The sequence below is a fragment of the Nocardia sp. NPDC060255 genome (genome assembly GCF_042727395.1).
Classification (GTDB): Bacteria; Actinomycetota; Actinomycetes; order Mycobacteriales; family Mycobacteriaceae; genus Nocardia.
The window spans coordinates 43069-57897 of record NZ_JBHXAU010000018.1 but is presented as its reverse complement, the minus strand read 5'-3'; the positions used below and the strand labels follow the sequence as shown (position 1 = coordinate 57897).

The 14829-nt window shown below is 65.4% G+C and carries 17 protein-coding genes; 9 read left to right on the top strand and 8 right to left on the bottom strand.

The genetic code is table 11. The features are described from left to right. Positions 1-180 precede the first annotated feature (180 nt). On the bottom strand, positions 181-768 hold the full coding sequence (locus tag ACFWF1_RS28820; RefSeq protein ID WP_379288406.1) for a hypothetical protein: 588 nt from the start codon (positions 766-768) through the stop codon (positions 181-183). Between ACFWF1_RS28820 and ACFWF1_RS28815 the strand changes: the two genes are divergently transcribed. Then, positions 767-1141, top strand: coding sequence for a hypothetical protein (locus ACFWF1_RS28815; RefSeq protein WP_379288408.1), 375 nt, complete (start codon positions 767-769; stop codon positions 1139-1141). The two genes, ACFWF1_RS28820 and ACFWF1_RS28815, sit on opposite strands and share 2 nt — an antisense overlap. Positions 1142-1588: 447 nt before the next feature. On the opposite strand, the gene ACFWF1_RS28810 is transcribed toward ACFWF1_RS28815, so the two are convergent. Then, positions 1589-2440, bottom strand: a complete 852-nt coding sequence (locus ACFWF1_RS28810; RefSeq protein WP_379288409.1) for a ParB/RepB/Spo0J family partition protein — start codon at positions 2438-2440, stop codon at positions 1589-1591. A 1054-nt stretch (positions 2441-3494) separates the two neighbouring features. Here ACFWF1_RS28810 and ACFWF1_RS28805 point away from each other — a divergent pair. After that, on the top strand, positions 3495-4073 hold the full coding sequence (locus ACFWF1_RS28805; protein WP_379288411.1) for a hypothetical protein: 579 nt from the start codon (positions 3495-3497) through the stop codon (positions 4071-4073). On the opposite strand, the gene ACFWF1_RS28800 is transcribed toward ACFWF1_RS28805, so the two are convergent. Next, positions 4067-4213: a DUF1059 domain-containing protein gene (locus ACFWF1_RS28800; RefSeq protein WP_357390253.1), complete on the bottom strand. Its 147-nt coding sequence runs from the start codon at positions 4211-4213 to the stop codon at positions 4067-4069. The two genes, ACFWF1_RS28805 and ACFWF1_RS28800, sit on opposite strands and share 7 nt — an antisense overlap. Before the next feature lie 200 nt (positions 4214-4413). Between ACFWF1_RS28800 and ACFWF1_RS28795 the strand changes: the two genes are divergently transcribed. Together ACFWF1_RS28795 and ACFWF1_RS28790 are read left to right on the top strand one after the other, a co-directional pair. Then, a complete protein-coding gene (locus tag ACFWF1_RS28795) occupies positions 4414-5664 on the top strand; it encodes an alpha/beta hydrolase family protein (RefSeq protein WP_379288413.1) in 1251 nt (416 codons plus the stop codon). A gap of 52 nt (positions 5665-5716) precedes the next feature. After that, the gene (locus tag ACFWF1_RS28790) at positions 5717-6259 is read left to right on the top strand and encodes a YaeQ family protein (protein ID WP_379288415.1); all 543 of its coding nucleotides are present in this window, start codon (positions 5717-5719) and stop codon (positions 6257-6259) included. A gap of 318 nt (positions 6260-6577) precedes the next feature. On the opposite strand, the gene ACFWF1_RS28785 is transcribed toward ACFWF1_RS28790, so the two are convergent. Together ACFWF1_RS28785 and ACFWF1_RS28780 are read right to left on the bottom strand one after the other, a co-directional pair. Beyond that, positions 6578-7981 carry an FAD-binding protein gene (locus tag ACFWF1_RS28785; RefSeq protein ID WP_379288417.1) on the bottom strand — a complete coding sequence of 468 codons (1404 nt, stop codon included), beginning with the start codon at positions 7979-7981 and terminating at the stop codon, positions 6578-6580. Between the two features lie 50 nt (positions 7982-8031). Then, positions 8032-9525: a hypothetical protein gene (locus tag ACFWF1_RS28780; protein ID WP_379288418.1), complete on the bottom strand. Its 1494-nt coding sequence runs from the start codon at positions 9523-9525 to the stop codon at positions 8032-8034. A 390-nt stretch (positions 9526-9915) separates the two neighbouring features. On the opposite strand from ACFWF1_RS28780, the gene ACFWF1_RS28775 reads away from it, so the two are divergent. Next, complete coding sequence (locus ACFWF1_RS28775; RefSeq protein WP_379288420.1) at positions 9916-10857, top strand: hypothetical protein; 942 nt, start codon at positions 9916-9918, stop codon at positions 10855-10857. Here the strand turns inward: ACFWF1_RS28775 and ACFWF1_RS28770 are convergent. Continuing rightward, positions 10773-11219 (bottom strand): hypothetical protein, encoded by a 447-nt coding sequence (locus tag ACFWF1_RS28770; protein ID WP_379288422.1) that lies wholly within the window; start codon positions 11217-11219, stop codon positions 10773-10775. The two genes, ACFWF1_RS28775 and ACFWF1_RS28770, sit on opposite strands and share 85 nt — an antisense overlap. Before the next feature lie 128 nt (positions 11220-11347). On the opposite strand from ACFWF1_RS28770, the gene ACFWF1_RS28765 reads away from it, so the two are divergent. The 4 genes from ACFWF1_RS28765 to ACFWF1_RS28750 all read left to right on the top strand — a co-directional run bounded on the left by ACFWF1_RS28765 (position 11348) and on the right by ACFWF1_RS28750 (position 13022). Next, positions 11348-11746 carry a hypothetical protein gene (locus ACFWF1_RS28765; protein WP_379288423.1) on the top strand — a complete coding sequence of 133 codons (399 nt, stop codon included), beginning with the start codon at positions 11348-11350 and terminating at the stop codon, positions 11744-11746. Positions 11747-11859: 113 nt separating this feature from the next. After that, the gene (locus tag ACFWF1_RS28760; protein WP_379288425.1) at positions 11860-12060 is read left to right on the top strand and encodes a hypothetical protein; all 201 of its coding nucleotides are present in this window, start codon (positions 11860-11862) and stop codon (positions 12058-12060) included. A 60-nt stretch (positions 12061-12120) separates the two neighbouring features. Further along, complete coding sequence (locus tag ACFWF1_RS28755) at positions 12121-12441, top strand: hypothetical protein (protein ID WP_379288427.1); 321 nt, start codon at positions 12121-12123, stop codon at positions 12439-12441. After that, a complete protein-coding gene (locus tag ACFWF1_RS28750) occupies positions 12441-13022 on the top strand; it encodes a carboxymuconolactone decarboxylase family protein (protein WP_379288429.1) in 582 nt (193 codons plus the stop codon). Before ACFWF1_RS28755 ends, ACFWF1_RS28750 begins: the two co-directional genes overlap by 1 nt. A gap of 79 nt (positions 13023-13101) precedes the next feature. Here the strand turns inward: ACFWF1_RS28750 and ACFWF1_RS28745 are convergent, their stop codons facing one another. Both ACFWF1_RS28745 and ACFWF1_RS28740 read right to left on the bottom strand, forming a co-directional pair. Beyond that, positions 13102-13770, bottom strand: a complete 669-nt coding sequence (locus tag ACFWF1_RS28745; protein WP_379288431.1) for a pyridoxamine 5'-phosphate oxidase family protein — start codon at positions 13768-13770, stop codon at positions 13102-13104. Then, a complete protein-coding gene (locus ACFWF1_RS28740) occupies positions 13763-14827 on the bottom strand; it encodes an NAD(P)H-dependent flavin oxidoreductase (RefSeq protein ID WP_379288432.1) in 1065 nt (354 codons plus the stop codon). Before ACFWF1_RS28740 ends, ACFWF1_RS28745 begins: the two co-directional genes overlap by 8 nt. Between the last annotated feature and the right edge of the window lie 2 nt (positions 14828-14829).

Sequence of the window (14829 nt, the reverse complement as noted above, 5' to 3'; positions counted from 1 at the left end):
CCTCTTTGGTAGGCGATCCGATGAGCGAGCTCGGTCGCGCGAACGTGTCGTTGCCCGATCGGATCTGTAATCGACTGCAGGAAATGCCAACTCGGCAATCTGCAGGTTCTGCCCCGGCGGGCCCGGCGGCTCGCTACGAGCAACCAGGCCGATCCGGTAAAGCGATGAGCCGCTGGGTGTTCAGCGACTACTCCAGCCGCCGAGTACCCGTCCGGTGTTGTTGGCATCGACGAACACGACCCACTGCACGGGCTGCTTGCCTTGCCCGGCAGCGCCTTTGATCGAGACCTGGTACGCGGGGACCGCGACGCTGGGCGCCGTCGAGTTCTTGGCGGCCAGCTTCGGGTCGAACCACTTGGCGGTCGTCGCGGCGACGGCGAACTTGTCGCGCGGTTGCTTGGTCTGCTCGGCGAGCGCGCGCAATGCGGTGGCCGCTACCGCGGCGGGCGGCGGGCCGGCCGTGCTGGTCCCGGTGGGGTACTTGCCCTTCGCCTGCTGCGACAGTGCGCCGGTGGCCGAGATGAGCTTGCCGTCGGCGGCCAGCGACTGCGCGACCGTCGCACCGTAGACCGGCACCGAGTCGATCTCCTGACGCAGCTGCACCGTCGAGCCCTGATCGGCCGGGGAAACCTGGTCGACGACGAGGTTGCCGACCGACCCCGCACCGAAGACCTGCTGGACCGTCTGCGCCTGAGCCTGCGCGATGGCGGGGGCCTCGGCCGGCGTGCCCGGCGGGATCGGCAGCGGGTTCTTGAAGATCACCCGCATGGCGATGCCGTCGGGATCGGTGAAGATGTTCCGCGGCAGAGAGGGCAGTTCGAAGATGCCCGGCTTGGTGGTCGGCGGGGTGGTGGTAGTGGTCGGTATCGACGAGGTTGTCGGCGACGGCGAGGTGGTGGGCGACAACGTCGTTGGATCGGTCGTCGGCGACGTGGTCGGTGCCGAGGTGGCCGAATCGGTCGTCGGTGCCAATGTCGTCGGATCGGTCGAGGTCGTCGATTCGATCGTCGGGGACGAGGTGGTCGTCGGGGACGACGTCGAAGGGGTGGTCGGCGTCGGTGTCGACGAGGGCTGGGCGAGCGCACCGGAGCTGGTCGTGAAAACCGTTGCCGCTAAAACGAACACCACGGTAGCGGTGTAGCGAGCCGCCCTTCGATGTGGGTATTTCATATCCAAGTAGAACCACACTGCGGGCATTATTTTCGACTGGGGACGTACTGGGGAGTTTGTATTACGACTTAATTAACTTTCCCCGCTCCGCAATTCGGCGAAGTGTCCCGCACATGCGCGCGAGCGGCAGCACTTTCGGCGCAAGTGCGACGAAATATCAAGCCGCCGAGCCGGACCGGTAGCACGATCGCGCCGCGACGCGACGGTGTGTTCCGGCGGACCTTCGGTGGTGCTCCGACGGACCTTCGGTGCCGCAATCGACTGGGCACAGTCGAGCAGCGGCTGCTCCGTGCCGAATAGCGCCGACGCCGTAGGCGTATGCGCGGTGGGTCGCGGCACCGAAGGCTCGCCGACGCGCAACCTGCGGACAAGATTCGATTCGCAAGTCACGCACCGTATCGCGAGGTAAAATGCACGGTCATTTACTGTGTAGTCGATCGCCGATACGCGTCGCGAAGTCCTGCCAGTTGGCCGCGTTCTGCCGGGCCATATCGAGCACGAGATTCAGACAGTGTTCCGGGATGCGATCGGCCAGATCGAGCGACTGGGTCGGCGTGCGCGGGCTGGCGTCGAGCCAGCGCAATACCGTGCGCCCGGTTTCGGTGAGGCGCAGCGACGGATCGCGGCGCAGGCTCTGCAATACCGACGAGGGGCAAACCCGCTCCGGCGGTGCCGGATCCGGTGCGAGCGGCGCGCCGTCGGAGCCGTCGCAGGACTTCTTACGGCGCTGGTGTTCGACGTCCGGGCGGCGCACTCGGCGCATCCGGCCGTCGCGCCCTAACCGGTGCCTCGTCTGGGGAACATCCCCAGACGACTGCCTGCGCACCGCACCCACCGTCTTGTGGTCCAGCCCAGCGACTTCGGCCACCTTACGGTCCGACCACAGCGGGTACATCCGCATGATGCGCAGCGAGGCGGCCTTGCGATCGAGGATCGACAGTGGCAGGCCGTGCGCGATGTTGGCCTGTACCGCGAGCACGAACGCCTCTTCCTCGGTGCCGTCGAAGAATTGTGCCCGGATGACGCTGTCCCCCTTCAATTTCGCGGCCTTCAGACGGTGCACGCCGTCGATCAGCCGCATGGTTTCTCGATGCACCAGGATCGGCGGCAGCTCCGCCTCGGTCGTCGCTAGCACCTGCGTATGCGCCGAGTCCTCAGCACGCACGCGCAGTGCGCCGCTGATGTCTATCGACTCGATAGGAATCTCGATGACTACGTCGGCAACTCCGACTCTCGCATCGTCGTCCACGTTCAACCTGTGTTCACTCACGGCGGTACTCCTGCGTCGAAGCCGAGATCATTCCGTAGCACACTTCGCCCCGCTGCCAGTACCGATCCGAACCACCACAACAAGCGGGACGAATCGATGCGGTAGGCACGGCGCTGTGCCGGGTCAGCAGTGACTAACTAGCGCGGACAGCAATATTTCACATTGGCAGAGTTCCGGCAACGATACGGTGTCGAAACGCCCCTGCATTCGCAATCTGCGGATCGCCAGCGTGATTCGCGGCGTTATTTGTGAAAGGTGTTAACCCGAAGATCCCCCGCTCCGCCTTTCGGAAACATTTCGGAAACTACCAGTTCCAGCCCGAAACCGCAGTCAGCGTGGATACGCTTAAGAGTTGGACCTGCCCGGCGGCCGCGAAGGCCGCGACGGACATGCTTGTACGCCAAGGTATATGGCCGAACAAAGCACCGGAACACGACGACCACCCTGATCGCCGCGACAACAAACAGGATCCGGAACAATTCGGCTCCGGACGCAACAAAAGGACGGTATTCCGACCGAAAGGAATTACCGCTCGACCTACACCACGTGCCTCAGGCACACCCATACCGCGTTCGTGTTCAAGTCCCCTCTCGCACACGAAGAACAAGGCGGGTTCCGCCTTGTTCCAAACGATTTCAGCCGAGGAACTTATCTGCCCGAACATCCCTCAGTTCCGATCCATCCTATCATCGGACCTCCCGCTCAGCAGCGCGACGAACGAAATTCCCCGGGTTAGTTCACCCTTCGAGAGTCCATACAGGAGAACATGTTTCGGTGATATCCGGTAGCCGTCACCGAAGAACTTCTCGAGTGTGCGCTCGCCGCCCTCTTGCAGGTTTCAAGCCGGCCCATCCGGTGAACACTGAATCGGCGTCCTTGTGACACCTGCCTGCGCTGACCGAATCGGACAGTCGCCGAGGCCTCATCGCACCGGCGACCGACCCCGAGTCCAGCACCCCGCGCGGTCCGGAATCTCCCTTAGCACTGCGGTATTGACGGCAAATGGTACTGCGGCGTGATGCTCGGTCCGGTCACCGATTTCTACGGTCGGGACATGCTCAACAACGAACCCGCTTCAGTTGCTCACGACGCCACCGTGCGTCCCACCCGGTTGCGCGGCGCACTCGCCCTCACCGTGGCGGCGGTGGCCACCGCGGCCCTCATCGGCGCGGCAACCGGTAGCGCGAGTGCCGCACCGGGCGGCGACTGCCTGTGGGCGGGCACGGGCTATGCGCAAGGCACGACCGTGGTGGCCGGCGGCCGCGCTTTCACCTGTGCGACAGATCAACTCGGCGCACCGCGGTGGCAGCGGGGCGCGGCCGTCCGCGCGCCGAGCACCGTCGCCAATCCCGGCGCCACCACCGCGCCGGCAGGCAACTTCAGTGCGGGCGCGCAGCAGCCGGGCACCGAGTACAACGACTACTGCGTGGGTACCCAGCTCGTCGATGGCAGCGAGTCGGTGTACGAGGTGGTCGCCGACGCGACGGGTGCGCTGCGCTGGAAAGCGGCCGGACCGATCGCCCAGTGGACCTTCACCCCCGGCACCGGCCCGGTGCCGACCACCCGCTCGGCCAGCCTGTGCCCGCAGGATCAGGTGCTCTGGCCGGAGCCGAGCCGATCGACGAATCAGTAAGCGATGAACAAGATCTCGTCGCGCGAGTACTCGTGACCCGGATGATTCTCGGCCAGGTGAGCCTTCGTCTTCTCGACAAGATCGTCCTCGTCGATGCCGACGATGGCTTCTCCGCAGGGGCAGTTCAGGTTTCGCTTCATCAGGGGTGTCCTCTCCACTCGTTCGACAGTCTAAGCAGAACGGTGACCGCCCCCGAGGTTGCCTGGCGATAAGGACTGGTCCCGTGGGGGTAGTCCCCTACGCATCCCGGGGTACACCGGGTCGTCCGCCGGGCTGACGCGCTCGCGACGCAACTCTTGCCATCATGAGCTCGAGCCGAACGTCGAGGAGGACCACCGAAGTGATCACATTGCGCAGCTGCGCGCTGGCGCTGACCGCTGCCATGGCCGCGACCGTCCTGCTCACCGCGTGCGAGCAGAACGCGCCCGAGCCGACCACTTCGGCTGCGGCGAAGATCACCCTGCCGCCGCTGAGCGGGCGCTATCCGGTCGGCACCACCGACCTGCACCTGGTGGATTCGCGGCCGGACCCGTGGCATCCGGCCGACAAGCGGGAGCTGATGGTCACCGTGACCTACCCCGCGCAACGCACCGGTGAACGCGCCGCCTGGATGTCGCCGGCCGTGGCGGCCGCCGTCGACCGGCTCGCGGCCAGCTCGCCCGAGAACGGCCTGAAACCGGGCACGATCGACTGGGCAGGCACCAAACGCCAGGCCAGCGCCTCGGTCGAGGTGGACCGCACCGGCGATGCCTGGCCGGTCGTGCTGTTCTCGCACGGTTTCGGCGTGGAGCGCGAGCTCAATTCGGTTCGCACCGACGACCTGGCCAGTCACGGCTACATCGTCGTGTCCATCTCACACACCTACGACGCGAGCGTGGTCGAGTTCCCCGGCGGACGCCTGGTCACCAGCGATGCCCACCCGGATCCGCAGTATCTCGCGACCTCGGTCGACGCCCGCGTCGCCGACACCAGGTTCGTGCTCGACCAGCTGACCCGCCTGAACCACGGCGAGAACCCGGACGCGGAAAATCGTGCCCTCCCCACGGGATTGCCGGGCGCGCTGGACCTGTCGAAGGTCGGCATGTTCGGCCATTCGCTAGGCGGCTACGCGGCGGGCGAGGCGATGTATCAGGACCAGCGCATCGGCGCGGGTATCAATCTCGACGGCAGCATGAGCGTCGGGAAGGTCGGCGAGATCGTGCAGCACGGCGTGGACCGCCCGTTCATGCTGGTGGGTGCCGACGGCGTGGATCCGGCGACCGGCCGCAAATTCGAGCACTCGCACCTGGCCGACTTCGACACGAGCTGGGGCCAGTTCTGGACCAATCAGCAAGCGTGGAAACGCGACCTGCACTTCGACGGCGCCGCCCACATGAGCTTCACCGATCTCCAGGTCGCGGTGCCGCAGTGTGCCAGCGTGCTGACCGAGGAGGCGCGGCAACGCACCGTCGGCACGATCCACCCGGCCCGCTCGGTGAGCGCACAGCAGGACTACATCGCAGCGTTCTTCGACCTGCACCTGAAACACCTCGCCACCGACCTGTTCGACGGTAACAATCCGCGCTACCCGGACACCAGGTTCATTCCCTGACGCAGGCCGCGTGGCAGGACCAGCGGCGAGGTTCGCCTAAGCTCCTGGCCTTATGGCCCTTCCCGCAACACTGCACAACTTCGCCGTCCAACTGGCCGACGTCGACCGCGACGTCTACCAGGACCTGGAGTTGCGGGTAGCGCGCCACCCGTCCGAGACCGCCGAGTTCATGGTGACCCGCCTGCTGGCCTACTGCCTCGAATACCAGGAGGGCATCGCGTTCAGCGAGGGCGGCATCTCGTCCACCGACGAGCCCGCGGTCCTGGTCCGCGACCTCACCGGCCGCCTCACCGCCTGGATCGAGGTCGGCGCCCCCGACGCGGAACGCCTGCACCGCGGCAGCAAGCTGGCCGGCCGCGCCGCCGTCTACACCCACCGCGACCCGGCCAAGGTCCTGGCCCAGCTCGCGGGCAAGCGCATCCACCGCGCCGAAGCCATCCCCCTCTACAGCTTCGATCGCGACTTCATCGATGCCGCCGTCGCCGCGATCGACCGCCGCAACACCGCAACCCTGTCGATCACCGAACGCTCGCTGTACCTGGACCTCAACGGCACGAACCTGAGCACACCCGTCGAGGAGCACGCGCTCGGGTAGGTCCGAACTGGGCCATGACCGCGGCGACCCTTGCTACCCTCACGGCTCGATCATCAACGTGGAGGATCTCTATGAACCGTCCCATGCTGAATCTTGTTGCCGCCGGAGCTATCTCTCTGGCGATCGCTCTGCAGCCCGCACTCGCCGCAGCCACTCCCGCGGCGCCGCAGGAACCGACGACAACGGCTCCGGTCACCGCCCCGTTCGACCCGATCTGCCCACTCTGCTTCATCCGCGAATTCCTCGAAAGCGGTTCAGGGCACCCATAATCCGCCCGTCCGGGCGAGGGGTATGCGTGCTGCCTCGCCCGGCGTGGGATCAACGGATGGCGAACTCGTCGCTGACGAGGCGGAGGCGGCGGGCCAAGTCGGAGACGAACACCCGCTCCGGGTCGATGGCGTCGCGAACCCGGCGCCATTCGTCGAGGCGCGGATACATCGCCCGGACCATTTCGGGCGTCGTCCGTGAATCCTTCGCGAAGTACAGACGTCCGCCCGCGGCGAGGACGCGCTGATCGAGTTCGGCGCAGAACTCGCCGAGCCCCGGTTTGAGTGGGAAGTCCAGGCTGAGCATGAAACCTGGGTGCGGCCAGGACAGCGGTGCCTGGTTGCCAGGGCCCATGCGCTTGAACACGTTCAGGAACGATCGGTGTCCTGAGTGCGCGATGGCTCGCACCGCGTCGGCGAGCTGCTGCTCGGCACCGAACGGCATCGAGAACTGGTACTGCATGAAGCCGCGGCGACCGTAACCCCGGTTCCACTCGCCGAGCAGATCCAGCGGATGAAGGAACTGGGTGATGTTCTGGATCAGACCCCGCCCGCCCTTCGCGAAGGTCCGATGAGTGACCTCACCGCCGAGCCGCGTGGTCAGATTGTTGACCATGCCGCCCGGGAAGATGTCGGGGACGGTAAACAGTTGCGGCGCACTGAAATGCAGCGGATTGCCGCGAAGCTTGACCGGCAACTCATCGAGTTTGGCAAGGTTCCCGCGGCTGAACCCGGCCCGGCCCAGTTTCGTACCGGTGCTGATCGTGTCGGGCACCGCGACCGAGTATTCGTAGCCCTCGTCCGAGCCGCCGGTCAGCAGTTCCATTGTCTCGTCGAGGTTGCGGGTGCGGTCGCTGTCCACGATGAAATACGCGGTCTCGGTGTGCTTCATCCGCACCCGGGCCCGAATGATGATCCCGGTCAGCCCCATTCCGCCGACGGTGGCCCAGAACAGTTCCGCATCAACACCTTCCGGTGCGATCGTGCGCACCGACCCGTCGGCGGTCAACAGCTCCATCGACAGCACGTGATTGCCGAAGCTGCCGTGGGAGTGATGGTTCTTGCCGTGGATGTCGGAGGCGATCGCGCCACCGACCGTCACCTGCCGGGTACCGGGCAACACCGGAACCCACAGTCCCGATGGCAGCACCGCCCGCATCAGCGCGTCGAGGCTGATCCCCGCATCGACATCGACCACACCGCTATCCGGATCGATGCTGTGCACACGGTCGAACACCGTCATATCGACGACGAGCCCGCCACCGTTCTGCGCCGGATCGCCGTAGCTGCGGCCGAGGCCGCGCGCGATAACCCCGCGCGGCCCCGCCTCCCGTACGCTCTTCGCCACCAGATCGATATCAGGCGTGGACAACACCCGCGCGACCGTCGACGCAGTCCGGCTCCAGCCGGTCAGTGGACGCTGATCAATCACCGAGCCCCCATCTCCGAAATTCACCAAGCCACCGTAGCGCTTGACGACACGTGTGTGCCGACACCGGAGCTGCTTCACGTCGCGAGGAACGCCAGCATGCTCTCGCGGAGTTCGGTGTTGGGCTCGCATGCCGCCGCCGCCTCGATCCAATCGTGGGTAGCGGCTGGGCGAGTCTCGGGTGGCCAGGCGTCGAGGGTGGTGAGGGCGGATCTGCGGCATCCGACGACTCGGTTGGTGAGGGCCACCGGCAGCAGCCGCTGACCGAGGCCGGGGTGCCGGCGCACATTCACCACGATGATCTCGAGTGCCCGGTCCGCCCCGTAATCGCGGCCGAGACCCCGTGATTCGGACGGGCCCGACGCCAACTCGTCGAGTGGAAGGAGCTCTTCGGCGAGGTCTACGACTTGCTCGACAGAGACCTCGTCGGCATGGCGCATCGCCCACTGCCAGATGTAGGCGTTGTAACGATCAATACGCAAGTGCGCCAGCGCATGTGGCAGTGCGTCCATGCCGAGTCGTCCCGCACAGGACAGCGCGGTGGCGACCGTATAGGACCGCGACTCGGCGTCTTCGCCGCGTGGAACGAGTTCACGCAGCACCACATCGCGCCATCTGGGTTGCGCGAGCAAGGCCGTATACCGGGCTCGCAGCCGAGCAGGCTCGCCGTCGGGCCAGTCGAAATCGTCGTCGCGAGCCAGTCTTTCGAGGGTGAGCGCCGCATCGAGCAGGTCGAGGTGGGGTTCGGCCATGGCGACGAGTTCGGCGAACCGGTGCATGGCGGGTACTGCGTCGTCGTAGTCGTGCATGTCTTCTGCGGGGCCGCCGATCGCGAGTGCTTGCAGGATGCCCGCCGCGCCGGCGAGCAAGGTGTCGTCGACCTCGGGTTCGAGCAGGGCTTCGTAGAGACCGCCGGTCGTGGCGGCGAGGTGGGCGAGGTATTCGTTCATCACGCCGTTGCGGAAACCGCTGCGCAGCAGCCAGGCTTTGATGTCCGGGTCGACGCAGCCTTTCAGTCGCTCGACCGCGTGAATGCGGCCCCATCCGTCGAGACGCTGTGCCAGCTCGAAAACCGCACGCTGCCTGTCGGGTTGGGTGTTCATCAGCGCGACGACGGCGAAGAGCGCGAACTCGTCGAGGGTCCCCAGTAGTTGCAGCAGTTCGCGGTCCCGTTCGTCGCCGCTCACGCCGAGCAGCACGATGCCGAGTTTGGCGACCTCGCGTCGGGTGGCGTTCTCCGCAACGAATCTGCCTGCCGTACGCAGTTTTTCGCGCGGCACCGGTCGGGATAGCAACTCGCCCACCAGATCATCGGCGACGCGCACGGCCTGCACTGCGGCGAACACCCCGAGCAGGTAGGCCGGATCGTCGAGATGCCGGATGATTCGGTCGGCCAGTTCGGCGACCGGCTGTGATTCGGTCCCGAAGTGGTGGGTGCTGACACCGTCGTAGACGACGCTGGGAAAGACGAATTCGTCTGTCTTGCGGGGCTCTTCGTCCGGTAGCGGATACCCGTCGCGCGGCCAGGGGCCGGGACCGTGCAGAGCGGCGAGAGAGAGTGCGTGGGCCACGAAGGTGGCCTCGCGGGGGCTCAACAGCCCGGGCGCAGGACGCCCTTTCCGTAGGTGATCATGGGTACGAGGATGGCAGCTCGGCTGTCTGGACGCAACCGCACGACTATCTATATTTCAATAGATAATCCTTTCAATTATCCCCACTTCTACTGGGGAGAGGCCGTCGATGTCTTTCATGTCACTATTCAAACAGTTGTTCAGGAAATGGCGGCGTACCCCGTAGCCGTCGACTGGGACATCCTCTCGCGCAACAGTTCTCGGTTATCGTTCGGCTCTACCCTGCGGCGACCGCTCGCGGCGAGTAATGGGAAAGTTCCCAGCGCCGGCGGTAATGGGTTCGTCCGACTGTTCAGCGCCCCCGCATGCCCAGTCCGAAGTGAGAACCTCATGAATCGCAAACGCCTCTTACCCATTGTCACCGCCTGTTTAGTCCTGTCCCTCGGGCCGGGCTCCGTCGCGGTGGCAGCCCCCGCCAGCACCCAGGCCGCCGACGCCGCGCCCTTCTGTTACGAGGAACCGTCCACCCCGCAGGCCGATATCAGCGACCTCAAAGCCCGGTTCAACAAGTCGAACTGGATGCCCACCCTGCAGGCCATGTACCAGCGGCGTTGGCCGAGTGGGCAGAAATTGGCGATCGCCCAGGCCAAGGATCAGTACTGGAATCAGTTCGTGGAAACGGGCAGTTTCGAGGCGTTCGCCGAGTCGATGATGGTGGCCATCCACGAGGAAACCCACATGTGGGACCTCGACGGGTCACGCACCGAGTGGGACAAGTACACCGCCTCGTGGATCAACGCCACGCAGCAAATGACGAACATCCCGCTGTACGCCGGTTTCCCGCGCAGGGAAATCCTGCCGTTGATCAAGGACAAGCTCAGTGACGACATGGACGGCATCTATCTGCGCGATCAAGAGCAGGGCGACTATCACTTACAGGGCGTGACAGCGGAATTGAACGCGGGCCTGATGGGCCTGCCCGCGGTCACCGTGGTGCAGGAGTACATCAAGGGCATCGGCGCGAGCAATGCCAGGGATATCGCCGCGACCAACCTCCGCTACCTGCTGCTGTACTTGCGGGTGGCCAAGGACAAGCACCCCGATTACTGGGCGAAGATCAAGAACGAGCCCAAGCTGCGCGACTGGGTGTTGACCGAATTCCTGCGCACCGCCTACTGGTTGGAGAAGTCCGCGCCGTACACCGGCACGGTCGGCGGCCCGAACGCCGATAAGATCACCGAGAAGAATTATGCCCCGGAGAACATCTCCATTCTCCAGGAGTTCACCGGTCGCAAGGTCCGCACCGACGCCCAAAAGAACTGCACCGCTTGATATTCGATAGATGAGCGGGATTGCTGTCCGCCGACGGCAATCTCGCTCAGAGCGACGATGCCGCCCTTCTCGTCGCCGTTGTCGTCGTTGAAGATCAGGTACGTGCCGTCGTCCGGACCGCCCCGTGTCTCCTCGGGATACGTCTTGCCGCCGAGGATGATCGGTGGCTTCCGCGTCGCCAGCAGGAAACGCTGCTTGCCACGACGATCGACCACCGTGAACGGGCTGTCCACGGTCGACGCGTCCGCCTCGGTGATCCTTCCGGCGGCCACCCCTATCCCGACACCCGCGACGGCCGCCGCGGTGCCGACTATCGCGGCCCGCCGGTTGGTCATTGCCTTCTTCGCTTCATCTCCCACCACCTCGACGATCCTATTGGTGGACTGGCTATTTCGCCCGGGTACGGTATCTTCGGCCACGACTGCATCCGTACGCTGGATATGATCTTCGGCACGGGCCGACCATGCCGACCGAGATCGAGATTGCCGCTATGCCTGCACACCCCGACCTGGCCGACGTGATCGAGGCCCTGCACTCGGACCTGGCCGAATGGATGGGTTCGAACGCGCCGCCCAAGGTGTTCGACCGGTTCGCCAACGCGCTGCACGACGAGTTCTCCTCGGTCACCACGGTCGGACAGGTCATCGACCGGGACACGCTGCTGGCCGGGGTATGGTCCGCGCGCAACGCACAGCCGGGATTCACCATCGAGATCACCGGCATCGAGGAGATCGCACAGAGCGGCAGCCTCCTCACCGTGCGCTTCACCGCCGAGAACCTACAGGGCGATATCCGCAGCCGTCGCCTGGTCACGGCGATCCTGCTCAACACCGACCACGGATATCTGTGGCGCTCGCTACACGAAACAACCACTCCCCCAGCCGAATAATCCGTGCCGACGTTCCCGGCAAATCTGAAGCATTAATTGTTCAGTATCTGGCGGGGTCGCCGGGTGTCAGAATCAATTCCGACCACCGCGCCGAATACAACCCGGAGGCGAGCATGACGGAGGAATTACCCGACGACCCGACAAACGAGGCCGACGAACCGGTCGTCGCCCACGAGCCACGCCATTTGGCGGAACTCGTCGTCCTGGACGACGAAGGCAACCCCATGCCCTACGAAGAAGCGGCCGCCTGGCTGGCCGAGAACGCCCAAGACCGCACCGACGAGTTCCGCTCCTACCTCACCGATAAACCCTGAGCGCGCCCGATCGGGACGCCTATCGTAGGCACAGGGACGTATCCGAAGTGGAGGAGAGCTGTGCCGGATAAGGACGAAAAGCAAGCAGCGCACCGTGCTTTGGTGGACCGCGTCCTACACGGACGGGGCACGGCGACTGCGGACCAGCGCGCCGCCGCCTTCCACAACACGGACGTTCCCCCGCCCTTGCGCACACTGATCGACAAGGTCGTCACAAAACCTACTCAACTCACCGACGCGGACTTCGCCGCCGCCGAGTCCGCCGGCTTCAGCGAGGACCAACTGTTCGAGGTGGTGGTATCCGCCGCGGTCGGCCGGTCCGCCCGGCTGTACGACGCGGGTTTGGCGGCCTTGGCCACCGCGATCGGCGAGGTCGGCTGATGCGACTCGACATTCTCGACCACGGATACCGCCCTGGAACCAAGATCCTGTTCACGATCATCCGGGTGTTCTCCGGACATCCGCTACCCGACGCCGCGAAGCTCGTCTTCTACCGGCCCGACTTCTACGGTGCCGCCGCGAAGAAGTTCACCCACGCGGCAATGCGCGGACCTTCCGACTGGTCGGTGGGCGATCGCGAGTTGATGGCCGCGGTCGTGTCGCAGGTCAACGACTGCGCGTTCTGCGTCGGCGCACACACCGCGACAGCGGGGCAGGCCTACGGGGACGAGGCGAAGGTCCGAGCAGTGCTCGCCGACGTGGACTCGGCCCCCATCGAGGGCGGCCTGCGGGCAACACTGCGGATGCTCGGCACGCTGACCAGGACGGGAACCGTTGGCGCCGAGGACATGCGCGAAGTGCTGTCCGCAGGCGTCACACCCCAACAGGTCAAGGACGCGCTGGCAGTCTGCGCCGCGTTCGACATCACGAATCACCTCGCCGACGCCTTCGACTTCGCATTGCCCAGCCCCGCAGGCTTCAAAGTCGGAGCCAAGTTCCTGCTCAAACGCGGCTATCGATAGACCGGACCGTGTCGGCGATGATCGTGGCGACGGAGTCGATGCTGGTGATCCGGCCGATCCCCGTAAGGCTTTCGGCGTCTTACTTTCCTTGCAGACTGGCGAGTTGCTGTTCGAGTTCGTGATTGCGTCGGCGCAGCTCTTCGATCTCGTCGGTGAGCGGGGCGCGGGCCAGGCGCAGGGATTCGGCCATCCGCTCGCTGCTGTATTTGACCGGAATGTTCTTGAGGCAGTTGTGATCCAGCGCCTCGACGTGGATCACGAACGCACGATCACAGCGGGTACGCACGACGCCATCCGAGGTCGTGAGCAGCCGGTCGATGAGTTCGGGATCGGCTGCGCGCTCGATGATTTCGACGCGGCCGAACACCTTGACGCGGGTGCGGGTCGGGTAGTCGATGAAAAACAATGCGACCCGGTTGTCGTGGTCGAGGTTGCCGAGGGTGACGAACTGCTGGTTTCCGGAGTAGTCGCCGAGCGCGATCGTCGCAGGGTTCAGGACGTGAACGAAACCCGGTGGCCCGCCGCGATGCTGGAGGTAAGGCCAGCCCGACGGGGTCACCGTGGCGATGAAGAACGAGTCGGTCGCGCCGACGAGTGCCGCAGTCGGTCCATCGAGTTCCTCTGGTAAGCCTAAGTTTTCGCCGTCGGCCATCTGGTGTCCGTACCAATTGATGCTTCCCGTGGCGCGCTGCCGTGCGGCGGTGGCGTCGGAGAACGCGATCGCACCGTAGCGGGTGGTCCTATTCACTGGCCCACAGCGCGGAATGTGCTGGTACGCCACGCAGTTCGGCGATCCGCGTGCCGAGCCGGGAGACCACGACGGCAGCGGGTTCGGTGCTTGCGTGGCGGTAACCCGTTCCGGCCCACAGGTTCAGGGAGTGCGGATCGGCTGCGGCGGCCTTGCGTAACGCGGTGGTGAGGGTGTTGACGTACGGGTAGGCCGGAGGTGCGGCGGCGGCGAACTCGTCGATGAACGAGTTCCGTAGCGCACGGGCCGGGCGGCCGGAAAACGCACGGGTGAGCACGGTTTCGGTGAACTGCGGGTCGGCCAAGGCGCCTTTGTGCGCGGGCTTGGTCCCGGCTTCCGGGGTGCGCAGCAGCAGTGTGCCCACCTGTACGGCTACTGCGCCCAGTGTCAGCATCGTGACCGCGCGTTCCGCGGTGGCGATGCCGCCCGCGGCGAGCAACGGCAACTCGGTCACCGCGCGCACCTGTGCCAGAAGCTGATCCAGTGGCACCTCCTCCGGAGTATCCGCGATATGGAAGGTGCTGCGGTGCCCACCGGCTTCGGGCCCCTGCACGCACAGCACGTCCGCACCGGCATCGGCGGCGAGCCGCGCCTCGGCGATCGTGGTGACGGTGATGACAACGCAGATGTCGTGCTTGTGCAGCCGAGCGATCACGTCCTGGGAGGGAACACCGAAGGTGAAGGACACCACGGGCACCGAGTCGGTGATCGCCAGCTCGACCTTGGCGTCGAAATCGTCATCACTGAAAGGGATCTCATCGGGAAGCGATGCGTCGAATCGGGCGGCACGCTCGGCCAGCAACGCACGATAGGCGTCGAGCGACGGCCGCTCCACCGAAATCACCTCGGGCACAAACACGTTGATGCCGAACGCCGCGCCGGAATGGTGCCGCAGCTCGGCGATGTCTTCGCGCACCTTCGCCGCGGCGGCGTAACCGGTGGCCAGGAACCCGAACCCGTCGGCCGACGACACCGCGGCCACCAATTCCGGAGTCGAGGGCCCACCGGCCATCGGAGCGCTGACCACGGGGACGGTCAGAGATCGGAAATCGAACATCG